This is a genomic window from Thermopirellula anaerolimosa, assembly GCF_054657335.1.
Genome location: NZ_BAAHYX010000006.1, coordinates 184,597 through 200,423, shown reverse-complemented (window position 1 = coordinate 200,423; position 15,827 = coordinate 184,597). Strand labels below are relative to the sequence as shown.

At 59.4% G+C, this 15,827-nt stretch carries 13 protein-coding genes; 9 read left to right on the top strand and 4 right to left on the bottom strand.

Features of this window, described 5'->3' with window-relative positions; translation table 11 throughout:
* Positions 1 to 112 precede the first annotated feature (112 nt).
* Positions 113 to 598: a transcriptional regulator NrdR gene (nrdR, locus tag ACYQ6J_RS06960; RefSeq protein ID WP_460183462.1), complete on the bottom strand. Its 486-nt coding sequence runs from the start codon at positions 596 to 598 to the stop codon at positions 113 to 115.
* Positions 599 to 671: 73 nt separating this feature from the next.
* On the bottom strand, positions 672 to 1,109 hold the full coding sequence (locus ACYQ6J_RS06955) for a DUF309 domain-containing protein (protein ID WP_460183461.1): 438 nt from the start codon (positions 1,107 to 1,109) through the stop codon (positions 672 to 674).
* 268 nt (positions 1,110 to 1,377) lie between these two features.
* Between ACYQ6J_RS06955 and nth the strand changes: the two genes are divergently transcribed.
* The 5 genes from nth to ACYQ6J_RS06930 all read left to right on the top strand — a co-directional run bounded on the left by nth (position 1,378) and on the right by ACYQ6J_RS06930 (position 7,694).
* Positions 1,378 to 2,142 carry an endonuclease III gene (gene nth, locus ACYQ6J_RS06950; RefSeq protein WP_460183460.1) on the top strand — a complete coding sequence of 255 codons (765 nt, stop codon included), beginning with the start codon at positions 1,378 to 1,380 and terminating at the stop codon, positions 2,140 to 2,142.
* A 111-nt stretch (positions 2,143 to 2,253) separates the two neighbouring features.
* Positions 2,254 to 2,832 carry a dCTP deaminase gene (gene dcd / locus ACYQ6J_RS06945; RefSeq protein ID WP_460183459.1) on the top strand — a complete coding sequence of 193 codons (579 nt, stop codon included), beginning with the start codon at positions 2,254 to 2,256 and terminating at the stop codon, positions 2,830 to 2,832.
* Between the two features lie 45 nt (positions 2,833 to 2,877).
* Positions 2,878 to 4,554: an ArnT family glycosyltransferase gene (locus ACYQ6J_RS06940; RefSeq protein WP_460183458.1), complete on the top strand. Its 1,677-nt coding sequence runs from the start codon at positions 2,878 to 2,880 to the stop codon at positions 4,552 to 4,554.
* Between the two features lie 160 nt (positions 4,555 to 4,714).
* Entirely contained in the window at positions 4,715 to 6,055 is a 1,341-nt protein-coding gene (locus tag ACYQ6J_RS06935) for a Gfo/Idh/MocA family protein (protein WP_460183457.1), read from the top strand.
* Between the two features lie 154 nt (positions 6,056 to 6,209).
* Positions 6,210 to 7,694: a hypothetical protein gene (locus tag ACYQ6J_RS06930; protein WP_460183456.1), complete on the top strand. Its 1,485-nt coding sequence runs from the start codon at positions 6,210 to 6,212 to the stop codon at positions 7,692 to 7,694.
* Positions 7,695 to 7,724: 30 nt separating this feature from the next.
* Here ACYQ6J_RS06930 and ACYQ6J_RS06925 read toward each other — a convergent pair whose 3' ends face one another.
* Positions 7,725 to 8,549, bottom strand: coding sequence for a hypothetical protein (locus ACYQ6J_RS06925; protein WP_460183455.1), 825 nt, complete (start codon positions 8,547 to 8,549; stop codon positions 7,725 to 7,727).
* A gap of 219 nt (positions 8,550 to 8,768) precedes the next feature.
* On the opposite strand from ACYQ6J_RS06925, the gene ACYQ6J_RS06920 reads away from it, so the two are divergent.
* The 4 genes from ACYQ6J_RS06920 (at position 8,769) to ACYQ6J_RS06905 (ending at position 14,232) form a co-directional block, all read left to right on the top strand.
* Positions 8,769 to 9,710 carry a sugar phosphate isomerase/epimerase family protein gene (locus ACYQ6J_RS06920; protein WP_460183454.1) on the top strand — a complete coding sequence of 314 codons (942 nt, stop codon included), beginning with the start codon at positions 8,769 to 8,771 and terminating at the stop codon, positions 9,708 to 9,710.
* Positions 9,711 to 10,161: 451 nt separating this feature from the next.
* Positions 10,162 to 10,884, top strand: coding sequence for an NAD(P)H-hydrate epimerase (locus ACYQ6J_RS06915; protein ID WP_460183453.1), 723 nt, complete (start codon positions 10,162 to 10,164; stop codon positions 10,882 to 10,884).
* 12 nt (positions 10,885 to 10,896) lie between these two features.
* Complete coding sequence (locus tag ACYQ6J_RS06910; protein ID WP_460183452.1) at positions 10,897 to 11,844, top strand: GNAT family N-acetyltransferase; 948 nt, start codon at positions 10,897 to 10,899, stop codon at positions 11,842 to 11,844.
* A 468-nt stretch (positions 11,845 to 12,312) separates the two neighbouring features.
* The gene (locus ACYQ6J_RS06905) at positions 12,313 to 14,232 is read left to right on the top strand and encodes a DnaA ATPase domain-containing protein (protein ID WP_460183451.1); all 1,920 of its coding nucleotides are present in this window, start codon (positions 12,313 to 12,315) and stop codon (positions 14,230 to 14,232) included.
* A gap of 156 nt (positions 14,233 to 14,388) precedes the next feature.
* On the opposite strand, the gene ACYQ6J_RS06900 is transcribed toward ACYQ6J_RS06905, so the two are convergent.
* Entirely contained in the window at positions 14,389 to 15,741 is a 1,353-nt protein-coding gene (locus ACYQ6J_RS06900) for a Gfo/Idh/MocA family protein (RefSeq protein ID WP_460183450.1), read from the bottom strand.
* Between the last annotated feature and the right edge of the window lie 86 nt (positions 15,742 to 15,827).

Here is a 15,827-nt window from a genome sequence, read left to right as displayed (position 1 = left end):
TCCCTCATTTTCGTGATACGTGCCGTTCGACTCTGCAAAAGACTCTCAGGTTGGCGGCAACAACCCAGTCCCCGGCGGATCGCGCCACAGATCGAGTCCGGAAATCGCGACGTCACTCCGATGCTAGGGGCGGATTCAGATCCTGGTCGCGTCGCAACATCGGGCGAATTTCCTCGACGAAATCCACGGCGTCTTCGAAGCGCCGGTACACGCTGGCGAATCGCACATAAGCCACCTGATCCAGGTCGCGCAGGTGCTGCATGGCCATTTCGCCGATGTGCCGACTTTCCACTTCGGATTCGAAGTCGGCCTCGATCTGCTGCTCGATCAGGTTGACGATTCGTTCCAACTGGGCGTCACTCACGGGCCGTTTCCAACAGGCCTTTTCCAGTCCGGATTTCAATTTGATCCTGTCGAACGGTACGCGCGATCCATCGCGTTTGACCACTTTGACGGGACGACGCTCCAATCGCTCGTAGGTGGTAAACCGCCGACCGCAAAGATTGCATTCGCGGCGACGGCGAATCGCCGTGCCGTCTTCGACGACTCGGCTGTCGATTACATGATCGTCGTCGTACTTGCAGTAAGGACATTTCATGGTCGGCCCTCCGTGTCGGCAATTCCGCGATCCGGCTCTACTACTCAGTATGACTTTCCCGTTACGGTTCCGACTAGAGGAGGGCGTCATCCGTTGCGGCTTGGTCGCGGCGAGGTTCGATGTCCAGTCGCGGCAACGGCAAGGCAGACCATTCCTGCTTGGTCAGGCAACCCTTGCCCACAGGATTACGCGCCCGAAGCATTTCTTCTCCCAAAGTTACGCAGCGTTTTGCAACGAGCAGCAATTCTTCACAATGAATCCCGTGGCACGGAGATGGCAAACCCTCGAAATGGGCCGCGGCCCGCTCAAGCAAGCTTCGAGCCCCGTGCAGATTTCCCCGACTGAGATGGTGGAGGGCCACGGAAACCTGGATAAGCCCCTGGAGAAAATCTCGGACAGGCCCTTGAGATCCCAGCCAGGCCGACTCCCAAATTTCGTGAGCTTCAAAGAACTCACCGCGATTGAATGCGATGATTCCCCGCTCAAGCCCCCTTTGTTGTTCTTCGTTCATTCGCTCACTCTTAAGGGACGGCCTGCGCCGTCGCCCGGACATGCATGGCTGTGTCGGTTTCGAGAACATCGATCCCCACGGAAAGCCTCCGGCAATCTTATGCGCGGGAAGGCGTGCCGCCAAGCCCGATGATACGACGGACGCATCGGTTTCCCTGTACGGAATAGCCGCTTTTTTCACGGACTTGACAGCGGCATCCGGCATGGTAACAATCCTGCTTTTGGTAAGCGGAGACCTTTTCCGAAAGAATTTTGCCCACGAACGCGTTATGCCGCCGAATTCACGTACGCGTGAAATCTTGGCCCGACTGTCCGCCGAGTATCCCGACGCCTCATGCTCGCTGGATTTCCGCTCCCCGCTGGAGTTGCTCATCGCCACGATTCTGTCGGCCCAATGCACGGACGAGCGAGTCAACCAAGTCACGAAGTCCCTGTTCAAGAAGTATCGAAAGGCGCGGGACTACGCGTCGGCCGCTTTGTCTGAGCTTGAAAAAGACATCCAAAGCACGGGCTTCTTTCGTAACAAGGCCAAGAGTATTCAAGCCTGCTGCGAGAGACTGGATCGGGAATTCGGCGGAAACGTGCCGCAAGAGATGGATGTTCTGGTGGAACTTCCGGGCATCGGGCGAAAAACGGCGAACGTAGTGCTGGGAACGGCGTTCGGCATTCCCTCGGGAATCGTGGTGGACACGCATGTCGCCAGAATCAGTCGCCGGTTGGGTTTCACCGAGCAAACCGACCCCGTCAAGATCGAGCAGGATTTGATGGCTATCATCCCGCAATCCGAATGGATTGCCTTCAGTCATCGCATGATCAAACACGGGCGGCGGTACTGCCAAGCCAAGAAGCCGAACTGCGGTGATTGCCCTTTGGCGGACCTCTGCCCGAAGATTGGAACGCCGGAGGAGGTACGATCGCCGCTTGCGAGTCGCCCTCCGCGGACGACCCGTGAGCGTCAAGGGACGCGCCGGGATACCGCACCGCAGCGTCGCGTGCGCAGCGCGGGGAGTCGTGGAAAAGAGAAAAACCAGTGATAATGGGGATTGCCCCCGGAGACAGGATTGCGCCGACTCCGGCAACGCGGCAGGTTTGGAGTTCGCTCCGCTGAAAGCGACTTTTCAACAACGCTTGATCCAGGAATCGCCATGATTCTTTCCGGCAAAGAGATTCTCGCGAATTTGGGCGGCAAGATCATCATCGAACCGTTCCGAGAGGAGCATCTCAATTCGAACAGCTACGATCTGACGCTGCACCACGAACTGCTGCTGTACGAGGAAGTGGTTTTGGACATGCGGAAACCGAATCGCGTCCGCCGCGTCGTGATTCCGGAGGACGGCCTGGTCCTGACACCGAACCAACTCTACCTGGGCCGCACCGCTGAGAGGACCGAAACCTACGATTTGGTCCCGATGATCGAGGGGCGATCGTCGATCGGGCGATTGGGCTTGTTTGTTCATGTTACGGCGGGCTTCGGCGACGTCGGCTTCCGCGGTTACTGGACCCTGGAGATGTTCGCCGTCCAACCGGTGCGCATCTATCCCGGCGTGCCGATCTGCCAGATTTTCTACCACGAGATCCGCGGCGAGTACGAAGAATATCGCAACGGGAAGTATCAAGACAATAAGGACATCCAGCCCAGCCTCCTCTTCCAAGAGTTGAACCCCGGCCTGCGTAGGCGTCCACGCGCGCGATTGCCATTCGGAATCGAGGAATCGCACGGTTAGAATCCGCGAGATTGGCTGCGCGCCGGTTGCGCCTGGGAGCGAATCATGCAGACTCCGCCCGCGGAAAAGACCGCTCGGCTTCCGGTGTTTGTCGCCTTGGGAATCATGGCCGCGGCGCTGGCCCTGGCGGACATCGCACCGGATCGAAGCGGGCCGGGCGTCACGTGCGACGAGCTTTATCACATCGGTTACGGGAAGCGGTTGGTAGTCTCCGCTTTGATTTCCGGATTCTGGACTACCGATCCCGGGCGGATTCGCGAGGCGTACTCTTGGACGGCCAGCGGACCGCCCATCCATCCGCCGCTGGGGAATTGGATTCTCGGTTGGACCCATTGGATTTTCGATCCCGAACCACTGGACCTCACCGTGCTGGCGATTACTCCCGCAAGATTTGCGGCGGCAATGGCGCTGGGCATCTTGGTCATTCTGGTCGGTTGGTTTGTAGCCGAAGGACACGGCATGGCGGCGGGAGCGGCGTCCGCCATTGCGGTCGTGCTTACCCCTCGGCTGTTCGGGCATGCGCATTTGGCCACGCTCGACCTGTTCACCGCCCTATTTTGCACGGCGGCGGTCGCGACCGTGGTAACGGCGCAACGACGCGGCAATTCATTGTTTTGGTATGCTTTGGCGGGCGGCGCGTGGGGGTTGGCCATGCTGACCCGCTTCCACGGACTGCTAATCGGGATACCCATCGGAATTTGGATCCTCTGGGCGGGCGAGAGGCGTCGATGGTCGGCGTTTTTGATCTGGTTAAGCGTCGGGATGAGCGTCTTCTTTTTGGGTTGGCCTTGGCTCTGGCTCGATCCCCTCGGCAATTTTCGGTTGTACGTAATCGGCTCGACCCTACGAACCTCCATCCATACCTTTTACATGGGCCGGGTCTGGAACGACGTCGCCGTTCCTTGGCATTATCCCTGGGTGCTTTTTGCGGTCACGATTCCCGTCGGCTTGTTGTTCTTGGGCGCCTTGGGACTTCGGGCGGCGTTCCCGAGGCAAGCGAGCGTCACGCAGTCGCCTGATGCAAACGTGGGGGAAAGCCGAGCTACCGCGGATGACGCGTTGCGGGCCTCACGCGGATGCCGGTTGGTGCTGGGGACGATCGTTTTTTTCCTGTTTTTGTTTTCCCTGCCGCGCGTGCCGGTTTACGACGGGGAGCGATTGATGTTGCCGGTGTTTCCGCTGTGGGCCGTGTTCGTGGGAATCGGGGCGAAATCGCTCGTTGACCTTCCGATAGCTTGTTGGCAAAGTCGTCCGGCATCCCACCGATGGATATTTGTCGCCGCTCTTCTCTTGTTGCAGGGCGTCGGAATTCTGTTGTTGCGCCCGGCTTGGCTCAGCTATTACAACGCGTTGGCAGGCGGATTATGGGGCGCCGAACGCCTCGGCTTTGAGGTCAGCTATTGGGGAGACGGGATTTCCGAGCACCTGTTGCGGACCGTCGCCGAGGGCTGTCGGGAGGGTGAAGCCGTCGGTTTTGCCCCGAGTTTAGCCCCGTTTCAAGCGCCGGCATTGGTGCTGGCATCGCCGTCCCTGGCGGAGAGGCAGGTGCGTTTGATCGGCTGGAGCGGTGAGAATCCGCAACCGCGATGGGTGGTTCTCTATCATCGGCGCGCCGATCTCGACGGCCTGCCGCAATCCCTCCTCGATCGACCGCCGGTCGCCGAAGTCCGCAAACAAGGTGTATGGCTAGCGCGTGTGATCTCGCTTGCCGAGTCGGAATAAACACCGAAAATCTGCTTTGGCAGTATTTCGGTTGTTGACGGACGTCCTCCGGCGGCGCATCATCATAGACGTTGAAGCCCCTTCGAGGGCAACTTTGCCGCCGTTCGGAATCGGCGGTCGGTCGTTGTTTCCCACCCATTCCGTTTGAAGGATCCCGCCCATGAATCACCCCAAAGTCAACCGCCGTATCATGTTGAAGTCGTCAGTCGCCGTCAGCGCGGCGATGTTCTTGCCCGCCCGACTTGTTCGCGGATTCGAGGCCAACGAGAAAGTCAACATCGCCGTCATCGCGGTGGGCGGTCGTGGAGGGGCCAACTTGGACGGCGTTTCGAAAGAGAATGTCGTCGCCATTTGCGACGTGGATCGGCGCCCCCTCGAAAAGGCAAAGAAGCGTTTTCCGCAAGCTCGGGACTACACCGACTACCGCAAGCTCTTGGACGAGTCGAAGGGACTGGATGCGGTCGTGGTCAGCACGCCGGACCACATGCACGCGCCCATTTGCATCCCTGCCATGGACTTGGGATTGCACTGCTACTGCGAGAAGCCGCTTACGCGTACCGTGGAAGAGGCTCGCCGGATGGCCGACGTGGCCGCTGCCAAAAAGCTTGTGACCCATATGGGAACGCCGGGACGTGGGGGAGAAGATACGGTCCGTACGGTGGAAATCATTCGCAGCGGCGCGCTGGGCGATATCAAAGAGGTACACTATTGGACCAATCGTCCGATTTGGCCGCAAGGTTTTGATCGACCGGAAGGTCGAGACGCTGTTCCGGATTATCTCGATTGGGAAAACTGGTTGGGCGTGGCCCAGCCTCGCCCATACCGAGAGAAATGGCCGGAAGGGCACCCCGTCTACCAACTCCCGCCGGAGCAGCGACACGGCGGCATCGTCTATCATCCGTTTGTTTGGCGAGGTTGGTGGGATTTCGGGACCGGCGCCTTGGGCGACATTGCGCCGCACATGTGGCACAGCGCGTTCTGGGGCTTGGAGTTGGATGCTCCCCAGTCGGTGGAGGTGGTGGAGATGTCCGGTCCCGTGACGGAAATGTTTCCCCTATCGTCCGTTCTGAAGTTCACGTTTCCGGGCAAGGGATCCCGACCGCCCGTGGAATTGTTCTGGTACGACGGCGGCAAGACGCCGTCCCCGGATTTGTTGGGCGTGGCTCAACCACCCAGCGGCGGTGCCCTGCTGGTCGGTACCAAAGCGGCGCTAGGGGTAGGGCACAAGTCCGTGGGCGACTTTCCCGACGTTCCCCAATCGCTCCGCCGGTACGACGACATGTACACCGAATGGCTTCGAGGCATTCGTCAGGGGAACCCGGATCAACCGAGTTGCCCCTTCAGTTATGCAGGCCCTCTCACGGAGGCTTATTTGCTCGGCAATCTGGCCTTGAAAATCAGCGGTAAGATCGAATGGGACGCCGAATCTCGAACGGTCAAGAATCATCCCGAGCTTAACCGGTACCTCAGGCCCGAGTACCGACAGGGCTGGGGCGTTTGAGTATTCGGCCGCGTGTTCATCACCGTGTTGATTGAATGAGAATGATTTGTTCCACGGAGTCGGCGTACTCGTCCGGGTCGACTCCGTTTTCTTTCAATTGGACGCGAATGTATCGGCGGGCGAATCGGCGGAATCTCGAGAAAGGGCGCTTCCCATGTTGAAAACGATTAGCACCATCGCAATTGGGATCGTGTTTTCGGCGGCGATCAATGCCATTCCTCTCCCGCCCATGGATGTCGCCTTCGCGGTCGAAAGGGATTCTCCCATCGCCCTTCATCCCGACAATCCCCACTACTTCCTTTGGCAAGGCAAACCGACGGTCCTGGTTACCTCCGGCGAGCACTACGGGGCCGTGCTCAATCTTGATTTTGATTTCACCGCCTACCTGCAAACGCTGGCCGCCGACGGCCTCAATCACACGCGTACCTTTTCGGGAACGTACCGCGAGATTCCTTCCTCTTTCGGCATTACCGGCAATCCGCTGGCGCCGCGGCCCAACCGCTATATCGCTCCATGGGCGAGAAGCGATCAACCGGGGTATTTCGACGGTGGAAACAAATTCGACCTGACCCGTTGGGACGAGAACTACTTCCTTCGCCTGCGGGACTTCCTTACGACCGCCAAACGGTACGGCGTCGTCGTGGAGTTCAACTTGTTCTGCCCTTTCTATAACGATGATTTGTGGAGGGCGAACGCCATGAACTCCGCGAACAACGTGAACGGCATCGGCACCTGTCCGCGCGAGGAAGTCTATGCCCTTAAGCACGACGATCTCACGAACGTGCAACTGGCGTTTGTTCGCAAGGTTGTTGAGGAGCTTAAGGAATTCGACAACCTCTACTACGAGGTCTGCAACGAACCGTATTTCGGCGGCGTCACCGAAGAGTGGCAATGGAAAGTTGCGGACGTCATCGCCGAAACGGAGCGTTCCCTAGGGGTGAAGCATCTCGTTTCCATGAATATTGCAAACGGTTCCAAGAAGGTGGAACGCCTGCACCCCGCAGTCAAGATTCTGAACTTCCATTATTGCGTTCCGCCGGTCGCCGTGGCCGAGAATTACCACTGGAATGTTGCCATCGGGGAAAACGAGACGGGTTTTCGCGGTAAGGACGACCTGCTCTATCGCACGGAGGGTTGGGCCTTCATGCTGTCGGGCGGAGCGCTCTACAACAATCTCGATTATTCATTCACCAGCGGCCATCCCCGCGGCGATTTGGCCGACTATTCCTCCCCCGGCGGCGGCAGCCCCGCTTTGCGAAAGCAATTGGGAATTCTGAAACGCTTTCTCGACGAGATCGACTTCATCCGCATGCGACCCGCCCCTGATCTCGTGCAATCAGTAAGTCCCAAACTGGCGACGTATGTTCTTGCAGAGGAGGGCCGGGCCTATGCCGCTTACCTACACGCCCCTTTGCCGCAGAAACCGAAGAATCTTGCGGATTTGCGACTCTTGAACGCCCAAGCCGTGCTGGAATTGAAGGTGCCCGCGGGCACGTACAATGTGGTCTGGATCGACACGAAGACGGGAAAAAAGAGCCCTGAGCAGAGCGCCGCGACCTCTTCCGGCGTACTGCGGATCAATTCCCCAAAATTCGACGACGATATCGCCGTGTTCATCATGGCAAGCAAATCGCGATGACGGCGACACTGACGAAAACGTGCGGGCTAATCACCGGGGCACGGGAATGTCGCGCCGGGTCAGGAGAACGGCGGCAGCGACGTAACCCACAAGGCCGACGCCCAAGAGGGTGCCGTTATACCGCCACGCCAACCGGGCGGCCTCCTCCGGCACAAGAATCAGCAATTGCGGTTCGAAGGCCGAAAGAAACGAGAGGTACGCCAACCACGCGCCCGGTTCCCAGATTCGCGCAACCATCTTGATGATCGTGGCGACAATGAAGACGCCCGTTGCCAACCAGATGGTTCTCCAGCGGTTGTTATCGACGGCGGACAGCGCCGCCGTGATGCCGGACAGGCAGAATGTCATACAGATGAGGTTCACGACACCGGGGAAAAACACGGTATACCGGATTGCTTCGCTCGTACCGACCACGCGGAGACCCACGATCAATCCGAGCCATAGCGATCCCGCCAAGAGGCAAGCTTGGCAACTCCAAACCACGGCGGGAATCCAAATCCAGTGAATCCGGCGAACGGGGACGGTCAACAAGACTTCGAGTGTGCCGTTGCTAATACCGCCGCTCACCAGCTCGGAATTGCGCCCTACCGCCCAGCCCATCAGCACCAGCAGCGGGACAATGTGGACGAAGACCACGCTGATGCGTCCCATGGGTGACGCCAGGGCCTTCAGCGGAATCCCAATCAATCGCACCGCGAACGGCGGCAAAAAATCAAGGAGTCGGACCCAAAGATCCATGTGGACGAGGCTGTTGAGCCATACGAAAAGCCACGCGAAACCGAATAGAAGCAGACTGCTGACGACAAACTGAGACCAACCGTCCCAGATCGCCTTCTTCCAGATTGCTGGGTTCATGAGTGCGAAAACGCTGCGACTACATGGATGGGATAAGGCCGATCGAACGGCCGAAACCTACAATGTACGCCGGTTACGCATGCGGAACCAGACCGTGTCTGCGTGTTTTCGATTATTGCATACGTCTATGCCTTTGCTATGCTATCAACGGACTGCCGTCGCTTGGCCGATGGAGCCGAGGACTTGATCTGAGTTTGCTTGACAGAGGAGCACCGTACGATGATCCGCCGAAGCTTACGAAAGGGTGATTCCAACGATCGACACAGTCGGAGGGAAGTACTGCAACGCGCCGCCTTATGCGGATTGGGAGCGGCGAGCGCCGCATGGTGGGGTGGTCCGGCATGCGCGGAAGTGGCGGCGACGCCGGTCGACAAGGCCGACGGGCTGACAAAACTCGGTTGGACGCTCGCCTGTCAACATTATACGTTTCGCCGATATTCCTTGTACGAAGCCGCCCCAATCATGGCAAAGCTGCGCTTTTCGCACGTGGAAGGATGCTTCTTCCTGCCACTGGACAAAGAACAACAGGGTCTGGTTGTCAACGAGACGCTTTCTTCCGAAAAAAGGGCGGAGCTTCGGGATCGCTTGCGATCCCTCGGCCTAACCATGGCAAACTTCTACGGCGACGTTGGCGCGGACAAAGCCAAGGCCCGGCAGGTATTTGAATTCGCTAAAGCGATGGGATCGCAGACCGTTGTGGCGGAACCGCCGCCCGCCGCGTTCGGAATGCTGGACGAATTGACGGCGGAGTTCGGCATCGACCTCGCCATCCACAATCATCCTAAGTCCCCCCAATCGCAATACTGGCACCCCAAGAATGTGCTGGAGGCATGCCGTGGACGCAGTTCGAGAATCGGCGCATGCTGCGACACCGGGCATTGGGTGCGATCCGGACTGGATCCGATCGAGTGCCTCAAAATGATGGAGGGCAGAATTAAGACGTTCCACCTGAAGGATGTGGCGGAATGGGCCGTGCCGGAGGCGCGTGACGTGCCTCTGGGGCAGGGCAAAGCCAGGTACGCCGACGTGCTGGCCGAGTTGCGACGGCAGGGCTTCCGGGGCGTGTTGAGCGTGGAGTACGAGCACGACTCGGACAATCTTGAAAACGATGTAGCCCAGTGCGTCCGATTCGTCGTGGATTGGGCAGACCGGAACGTCTGACCGAGACGAGTCCGACTAGAGCACAAGCCCAGCCTCGATCCTGGAAACCTCACCGTGCCTTTGCCATCACCTTGGATTGACGGCGCCTCGGTGCTTTCTTCGCGGCAGATGCCCTCTTAAGAATAATTCCGTCGTTACCACGGTGACGCAGCGGTTTCGTTCTTTGAACCGCCTCGCGATGTTGTTGCGCGCCGTCACCCATAGAAATGCCCCCCGTGTCCGCGGGCCGGCGAGGGCGCTCGCACGACGCTTCGCATCACGCTCACATTCAAACAGTTCCGCGGTCCCATGGGGTTCCTCCCCGATCCCCCGCGACGGAGGTTTTCCCGTCGCCGCGTTCATGCGATACTTTGAGTTGTGTCCCGACGTGAGACGACGAGACGTCGGCACCGGATTGATTGCCGGGCCATGGTCGTTCGGGAGATCGCCGTCCAAAGGATTTGGCCGTGCTATGAATACAATCGCCGTGCTCAGTCGCAAGTGGATTCGCGAGATCGATCGGCGAGCCATCGAAGAATACGGCATTCCCGGTCCCGTCTTGATGGAGAACGCGGGAAGGGGGACGGCGGACTTGCTCTGTCGTTTGGGAATCAACGGGACGGTCCTGATAATTTGCGGGCGAGGCAACAACGCGGGCGACGGGTTTGTGATCGCCCGACATCTTGAGTTGCGAGGATTCCGCGCAGAGGTCTTGCTCTGTTCGTCACCCGATCAACTCAAAGGCGATGCGCTGCTCAATTTCGACATCATCCGCAAGTCGGATATTCCCATCCACACGCTCCCCGTGCCCATTCGTCACGATGATCTATCAAAAAGGCTCGACGCCGCCGACTGGATTGTCGATGCCATGTTGGGAACGGGTTCGGTGGGACCTGCTCGTCGCCCGTTCGACGAAGTCATCGTATCGCTCAACCGCTCGGGCAAAAAAGTTCTGGCGGTGGACTTACCCAGCGGTCTCGATTGCGACGAGGGGCCTACGGATGGCGTCATGGTCCGTGCGGACGTGACCGCGACGTTTGTGGCATGGAAATCGGGTTTCTTGGTTGAGGGCGCGGCGGATTTTCTGGGCCGGGTGCATGTCTTGGACATTGGGGCGCCCCGCAAGCTGATCCGAGAGGTGTTGCGCGAGGCCGCCGAGGATGAACGGTTCGAGAAAAAAGCCGGGATGCAATAACGGAGGCGTCAGATGTCGAACGATGACCGGTCTTCCGAAGACGTCTCCGAAGCAATCACGGTCCACGCCGGCAAGGGTGAGCGACTGGGTCGCGCCATCGAATTGATCTGCACGCAGTATCCCGAGGAGCACCGCGAAGACCATTTTCGCTTCCTGTCTTCGCATTTACGGAAGGCCCCTCCGGGCACCAGCGGTGTGCTGCACATCGAACGGCAGGGACGACTGATCGCCGCCATCATGTGGACGATTTATCCCGGCAAAATTGCCATCTTATCCGTACCCGGCATCGAGACCGCCTCCGATATGCCCGTCGTCTCAACCCTCTATCGTGACGTCGTGGAAAGATTGAGTGCCACGACCGCGGAACTCATCTTCACCAGCCTCACGGACAATCAGAGTCCGTTTGTGGAACCGCTTCAAGCCGCGGGATTCGAATACTTGACGCGATTGGTGTACCTTGCGGCGCTCGGCAGCAGTTTCCCAACGGAGGAGCCTTCGACGCCCTACGTTTTTGCCCCGTTGAACCAAACCTCCCAAGTTGGCTTTGCGGACATCGTCGAGGCTACTTATCAAGGGACTCTTGATTGCCCTCAGCTTAATGGCATTCGTCGCACCAGTGATGTTCTGGCCAGTTATCGCGCCACCAGTCCCTATTCTCCGGATTTGTGGTTTACCGTCACGCGAGCCGGTCGCCCGGTGGGATGCCTGATCTTGGCGGACCACGCGGACACGAACCAAATGGAGTTGGTATACATGGGGCTGATTCGCGAGGAACGAGGTCGAGGCCGCGGCGCAGACATGGTCCGATTCGCCCAATGGTTGGCCCAATCGCGAGGTCGCGATGCGCTCTTGTTGGCGGTGGACATGGGCAACTATCCGGCTATCAAGACCTACCAACGGCTGGGGTTTCGGCAACTGGAAGAACGTGTCGTTTTTATCCGCTCCCTGCGGCGCAGTTGACGAGACCGACTCGCGGTTCGCCGACACTGCGAATCATGCGGCAATTCCGCAATCGCGTCTCCGGATCGCGGTACAAACCTGCGTGATTTAGGCACTTACGTTCTCGGTCCAATCTTCTCGTAACGCCGCCGCGGTGATTCGTTCGACAATCCATCCCACGACCACGATTCATCTTGAGCGATAATGTTGCAAGCGGCCCTTTAGCGATCGAAGACGGTTTTCCACGTATTCGCACGGTGACGGTGCGACCACAAAAGATTTCGCCTTGCCGTCCCCGCGCGGGGCTTTGATTGCAGTGCATGCACCGGTACAATCATGCTCATCGGGTGACACACCGGCAGGCCCCGGCGGTGACGCCGTCGCTCAGGCGCAACTCATCTTGATGCGCAGGCCTGCCTCAAGGAATCGTGATTTCAGCCGAACGCTTGGCGTTAGCGCTGGATTTGCGCGCATCGGGAGCGGCAGACTGTGGCCAAGGACGATATGGACATCGTGTCGGCACTGCGACGAGCAGTCGCTGACAGGGTCGGACGCGAGCGTTTTCATCTCTGGTTCGGAGAGAGCGCTCAATTCCTGTGGGACGGCGTTCGCGTGTTTGTCGTCGTGCCCAACCAATTCTATTTGGATTGGCTGCGGACGCGGTTTCGCAAGCACGTGGATGAAGGCTGCACGGCGGTGTTGGGGTACACTCCGCCCATCGACTTTCGACTCAAGCCGCCGACCAAGACCGACCAGCGACCGAGCCTTTTCGCTCAACCCGACGTGCTGCGAGCCAACCTGCGTCTGGACGAATCGCACCTCTCGGCGGAGCAAGGCGATGGCTCGAACATTGCCGCGGTCCTCGCTCAATCAACCACGGCTTCCGAGTTACCCTCGGACGCGGAAGCGGTGATTTCGTCCGCCAAGTGCTCTTCGGAAGCACTTGCCGTCGGCTCGTCGCGAGCGACGGACTTGAACTCGATTTCTCTCGCACAAGGTGACGCCTTCTCGGCAACCTTGAGCGCGGACGACGGCGCGATTGAGGCGGGGTGCGATGCACCGGTCGATCGAGATTCTCACGCGCATCAAAACGGCAAGGCTCGCGGTAGCGCAAGCGGTCGGCAAGCAAACGAATTGCCGCTCCAGCCCTTACTGTTTCCCATGGATGGCGACATGTACGAACCGGAATGCGGCGTGAGCGGACGGCGGGGCGTCGGTTCCAAATCGTCGATCGAAGCGAGAGACTCTACCGCTCTTACCGAGAGCCTTTCGCGACGCGGTTCGGGAATCGCGGCGCCCTGCGAAGATAGTCGCGCGGGTAACCACGAGAGGCCGTCGGAGACGTCTTCGCGATCGAGGTCGGGCGGTCGGGGCAGGAGATTCGCCGGCCTCCGCGATTTTGTGGTGGGTCCGCCCAATCAACTGGCCTTTGCCGCGGCGGAAACGGTGATCCAACATCTCGGCGAGTATTCGCCGCTTACCATCTACGGGCCGACCGGGACGGGCAAAACGCACTTGCTGGAGGGTGTTTGGTCGGCTGTCCGTCAACGCCATCGGCACTTACCGTCGCTCTACCTGTCGGCGGAGCAGTTCACCAGCGCATTCATCGACGCGGTCAAAGGCGGCGGCGTCGCGGCTCTGCGCATGAAATATCGCGGCGTGCGACTGCTGATCTTGGACGACCTGCAATTCTTCCGCGGCAAACGCCAGACCCAAATCGAATTGCTATACACCATCGACGCGTTGCTCAAGAATGGAAGCCAAGTGATCTGCGCAGCGGATCGCTCGCCCCAAGAGTTGGGAGAATTAGGTTCCGAACTGATCAGTCGCCTGCAAAGCGGGATGGTCTGCCGCTTGGATCCTCCCGACGCCGCCATGAGAATGGAAATCATCTCCCGCGCAGCGGCGTCGGTGAATCTGAATCTCTCCGAGCCCGTATGCCGCTGGCTCTCACAACGACTGACCGGCGACGTGCGTCAACTGACCGGGGCGGTTTGTCGTTTGAAGGCCTTTGCCGGGACTTCCGGCACGCCCATCGGCAGAAAGGAGGCCGAAGAGGTCTTGGCCGACTTGTTGCCTGCCTCTTCCGCGGAAGTGCCTATCGAAGAGATCGAGCAGGCGATTTGCCGCACGTTCGGCCTGCCCGACAAGTCGCTTCACGCGGACACCAAAGATCGCCGGATCAGCGGGCCTCGGATGCTGGCCATGTGGCTGGCGAGAAAATACACGCGTGCGCCGCTCAACGAAATCGGGCGGTATTTCGGTAAGAGGAGCCATGCCACCGTCATCTCCGCTCAAAAACGTGTGGATCAGTGGTTGGCGGAGGACGCGGAATTGCGTGCGGACCGACGCACGTGGAAGGTCGCCGACGTCATCGAAGAGGTGCATCGGCAACTTCGCGTGGGCTAAACCGGGGTTCCCGGACTTCAGATTTGCTGCGGAGACCACTGCGAGACCATATTGCGCAGCAAACCGCGGCAGTCGTTCGGACTGCCGCGGCGGCAATTTCACAAACCGATCGAGACGAGCGGCATCCGCCCGCCCTGTACGCTGCCTTCCGCGGAATCACGCGAACTTGGTGACGCCGGGCATGGCGACGGGATAACGGCCCTCGGCATCCGGCACAATCGGCGGCGTCGCATTCCAGTCATAGGACGAGGGCGACAGGTTTTCCTCAGATTGGGTCGCCTGTTCCCAAGTGATGCGATCCCCGGTATAAGTCGCCATGCGACCCATGATCGCCATCATCGTGCTGCGGGCCATGTAGATGCCGTTATTGATCGGCTCTCCGGCGCGGATCGAGTGGAACAAAGCTTGGTGCTCCGCCACGTACATGTTCGTGTTCTCGCCCTTATACTGCCACTTTTCAGCACCGTCGATGCGGAAATCATTCAGGATGACCCCCAACCCCTTGGTGCCGAAGACGTGGTCGGTGGTGTCGTTCCAGCAGTGAGCCTGCTGACGGCAGTAGGAATAAACGCGGACGCCGTTCGCATATTCGTAGCAGACGGCGTGGTGATCGTAGATGTTCCCGAACTTCGGCATCTCCGTGCGAACTTGCCGGCCCCCTAAGCCCCACGCGGCGGCGGGCGGTTCGTCGTGCATTACCCACAAGGCCTTGTCCAGGCTGTGGATGTGTTGCTCGACGTTGTGGTCCCCTGAAAGCCATGTGAAGCAGTACCAATTCCGCACCTGGAATTGCATTTCCGTCAGGGCGGGATCCCGCGGGCGTCCGCCGATGTGACCCGTGTTGTAGGTCTCTTGAATCGTCACAATGTCGCCGATCGCACCGTCTTGGATCCGCTGGACCGTTTCGCGAGTGGCGTTGTGGTACCGCCAGCAAAGACCGGAAACGAGGGACAGGCCCTTTTGCTTCGCGATCTCCGTGCTTTCCAAGACGGAACGATAACCGGGGGCGTCGACGGCCACGGGCTTCTCGCAAAAGATGTGCTTCCCCGCGTCCACGGCGGCCCGCAAATGGATCGGCCGAAAGTGGGGCGGTTCGCACAGCAGGACGACGTCCACATCGCTTTGAATGGCCTTGACGTACGCATCCAAACCGACGAACGCCGTGTCCGGCGTGACAGCCACACGGTCTGCGTATTTTTCCTTCAAGGCCGCAAGGCTACCGTTGAGACGATCCTCGAAGGCGTCGGCCATGGCCGTCAGTCGGGTTCGCGGATCGGCGTCCATCGCGTTCGCCGCCGCCCCGGTGCCACGCCCGCCGCAGCCGATCAGGGCGATTTTCAAGATGGGATCCTCTCCCGCGGCGTGGACGCTGCGAGCCAAGCTCAAACCGCTCATTCCAATCGCGGCGGCCGCCCCCGTGGTGCGCAAGAAGTCTCGACGCGAAGTGCCCTGTTCCGCACGCGTTCGGTCCACGCTCTTCCCCGTCGTGCCAGACTGTCGTCGTTTCATGATTCAATCCTTCCTCCGGTGTACAACAAAACTATTTCGCGCAGGCCGCCGACGGACCGAGTCCGGTCTGATGCGGTCTTACGTCA

Coding starts and splice junctions, on each gene's coding strand:
- nrdR (WP_460183462.1), bottom strand. CDS start 598: ATGAAATGTCCTTACTGCAAGTACGACGACGATCATGTAATCGACAGC.
- ACYQ6J_RS06955 (WP_460183461.1), bottom strand. CDS start 1,109: ATGAACGAAGAACAACAAAGGGGGCTTGAGCGGGGAATCATCGCATTC.
- nth (WP_460183460.1), top strand. CDS start 1,378: ATGCCGCCGAATTCACGTACGCGTGAAATCTTGGCCCGACTGTCCGCC.
- dcd (WP_460183459.1), top strand. CDS start 2,254: ATGATTCTTTCCGGCAAAGAGATTCTCGCGAATTTGGGCGGCAAGATC.
- ACYQ6J_RS06940 (WP_460183458.1), top strand. CDS start 2,878: ATGCAGACTCCGCCCGCGGAAAAGACCGCTCGGCTTCCGGTGTTTGTC.
- ACYQ6J_RS06935 (WP_460183457.1), top strand. CDS start 4,715: ATGAATCACCCCAAAGTCAACCGCCGTATCATGTTGAAGTCGTCAGTC.
- ACYQ6J_RS06930 (WP_460183456.1), top strand. CDS start 6,210: ATGTTGAAAACGATTAGCACCATCGCAATTGGGATCGTGTTTTCGGCG.
- ACYQ6J_RS06925 (WP_460183455.1), bottom strand. CDS start 8,549: ATGAACCCAGCAATCTGGAAGAAGGCGATCTGGGACGGTTGGTCTCAG.
- ACYQ6J_RS06920 (WP_460183454.1), top strand. CDS start 8,769: ATGATCCGCCGAAGCTTACGAAAGGGTGATTCCAACGATCGACACAGT.
- ACYQ6J_RS06915 (WP_460183453.1), top strand. CDS start 10,162: ATGAATACAATCGCCGTGCTCAGTCGCAAGTGGATTCGCGAGATCGAT.
- ACYQ6J_RS06910 (WP_460183452.1), top strand. CDS start 10,897: ATGTCGAACGATGACCGGTCTTCCGAAGACGTCTCCGAAGCAATCACG.
- ACYQ6J_RS06900 (WP_460183450.1), bottom strand. CDS start 15,741: ATGAAACGACGACAGTCTGGCACGACGGGGAAGAGCGTGGACCGAACG.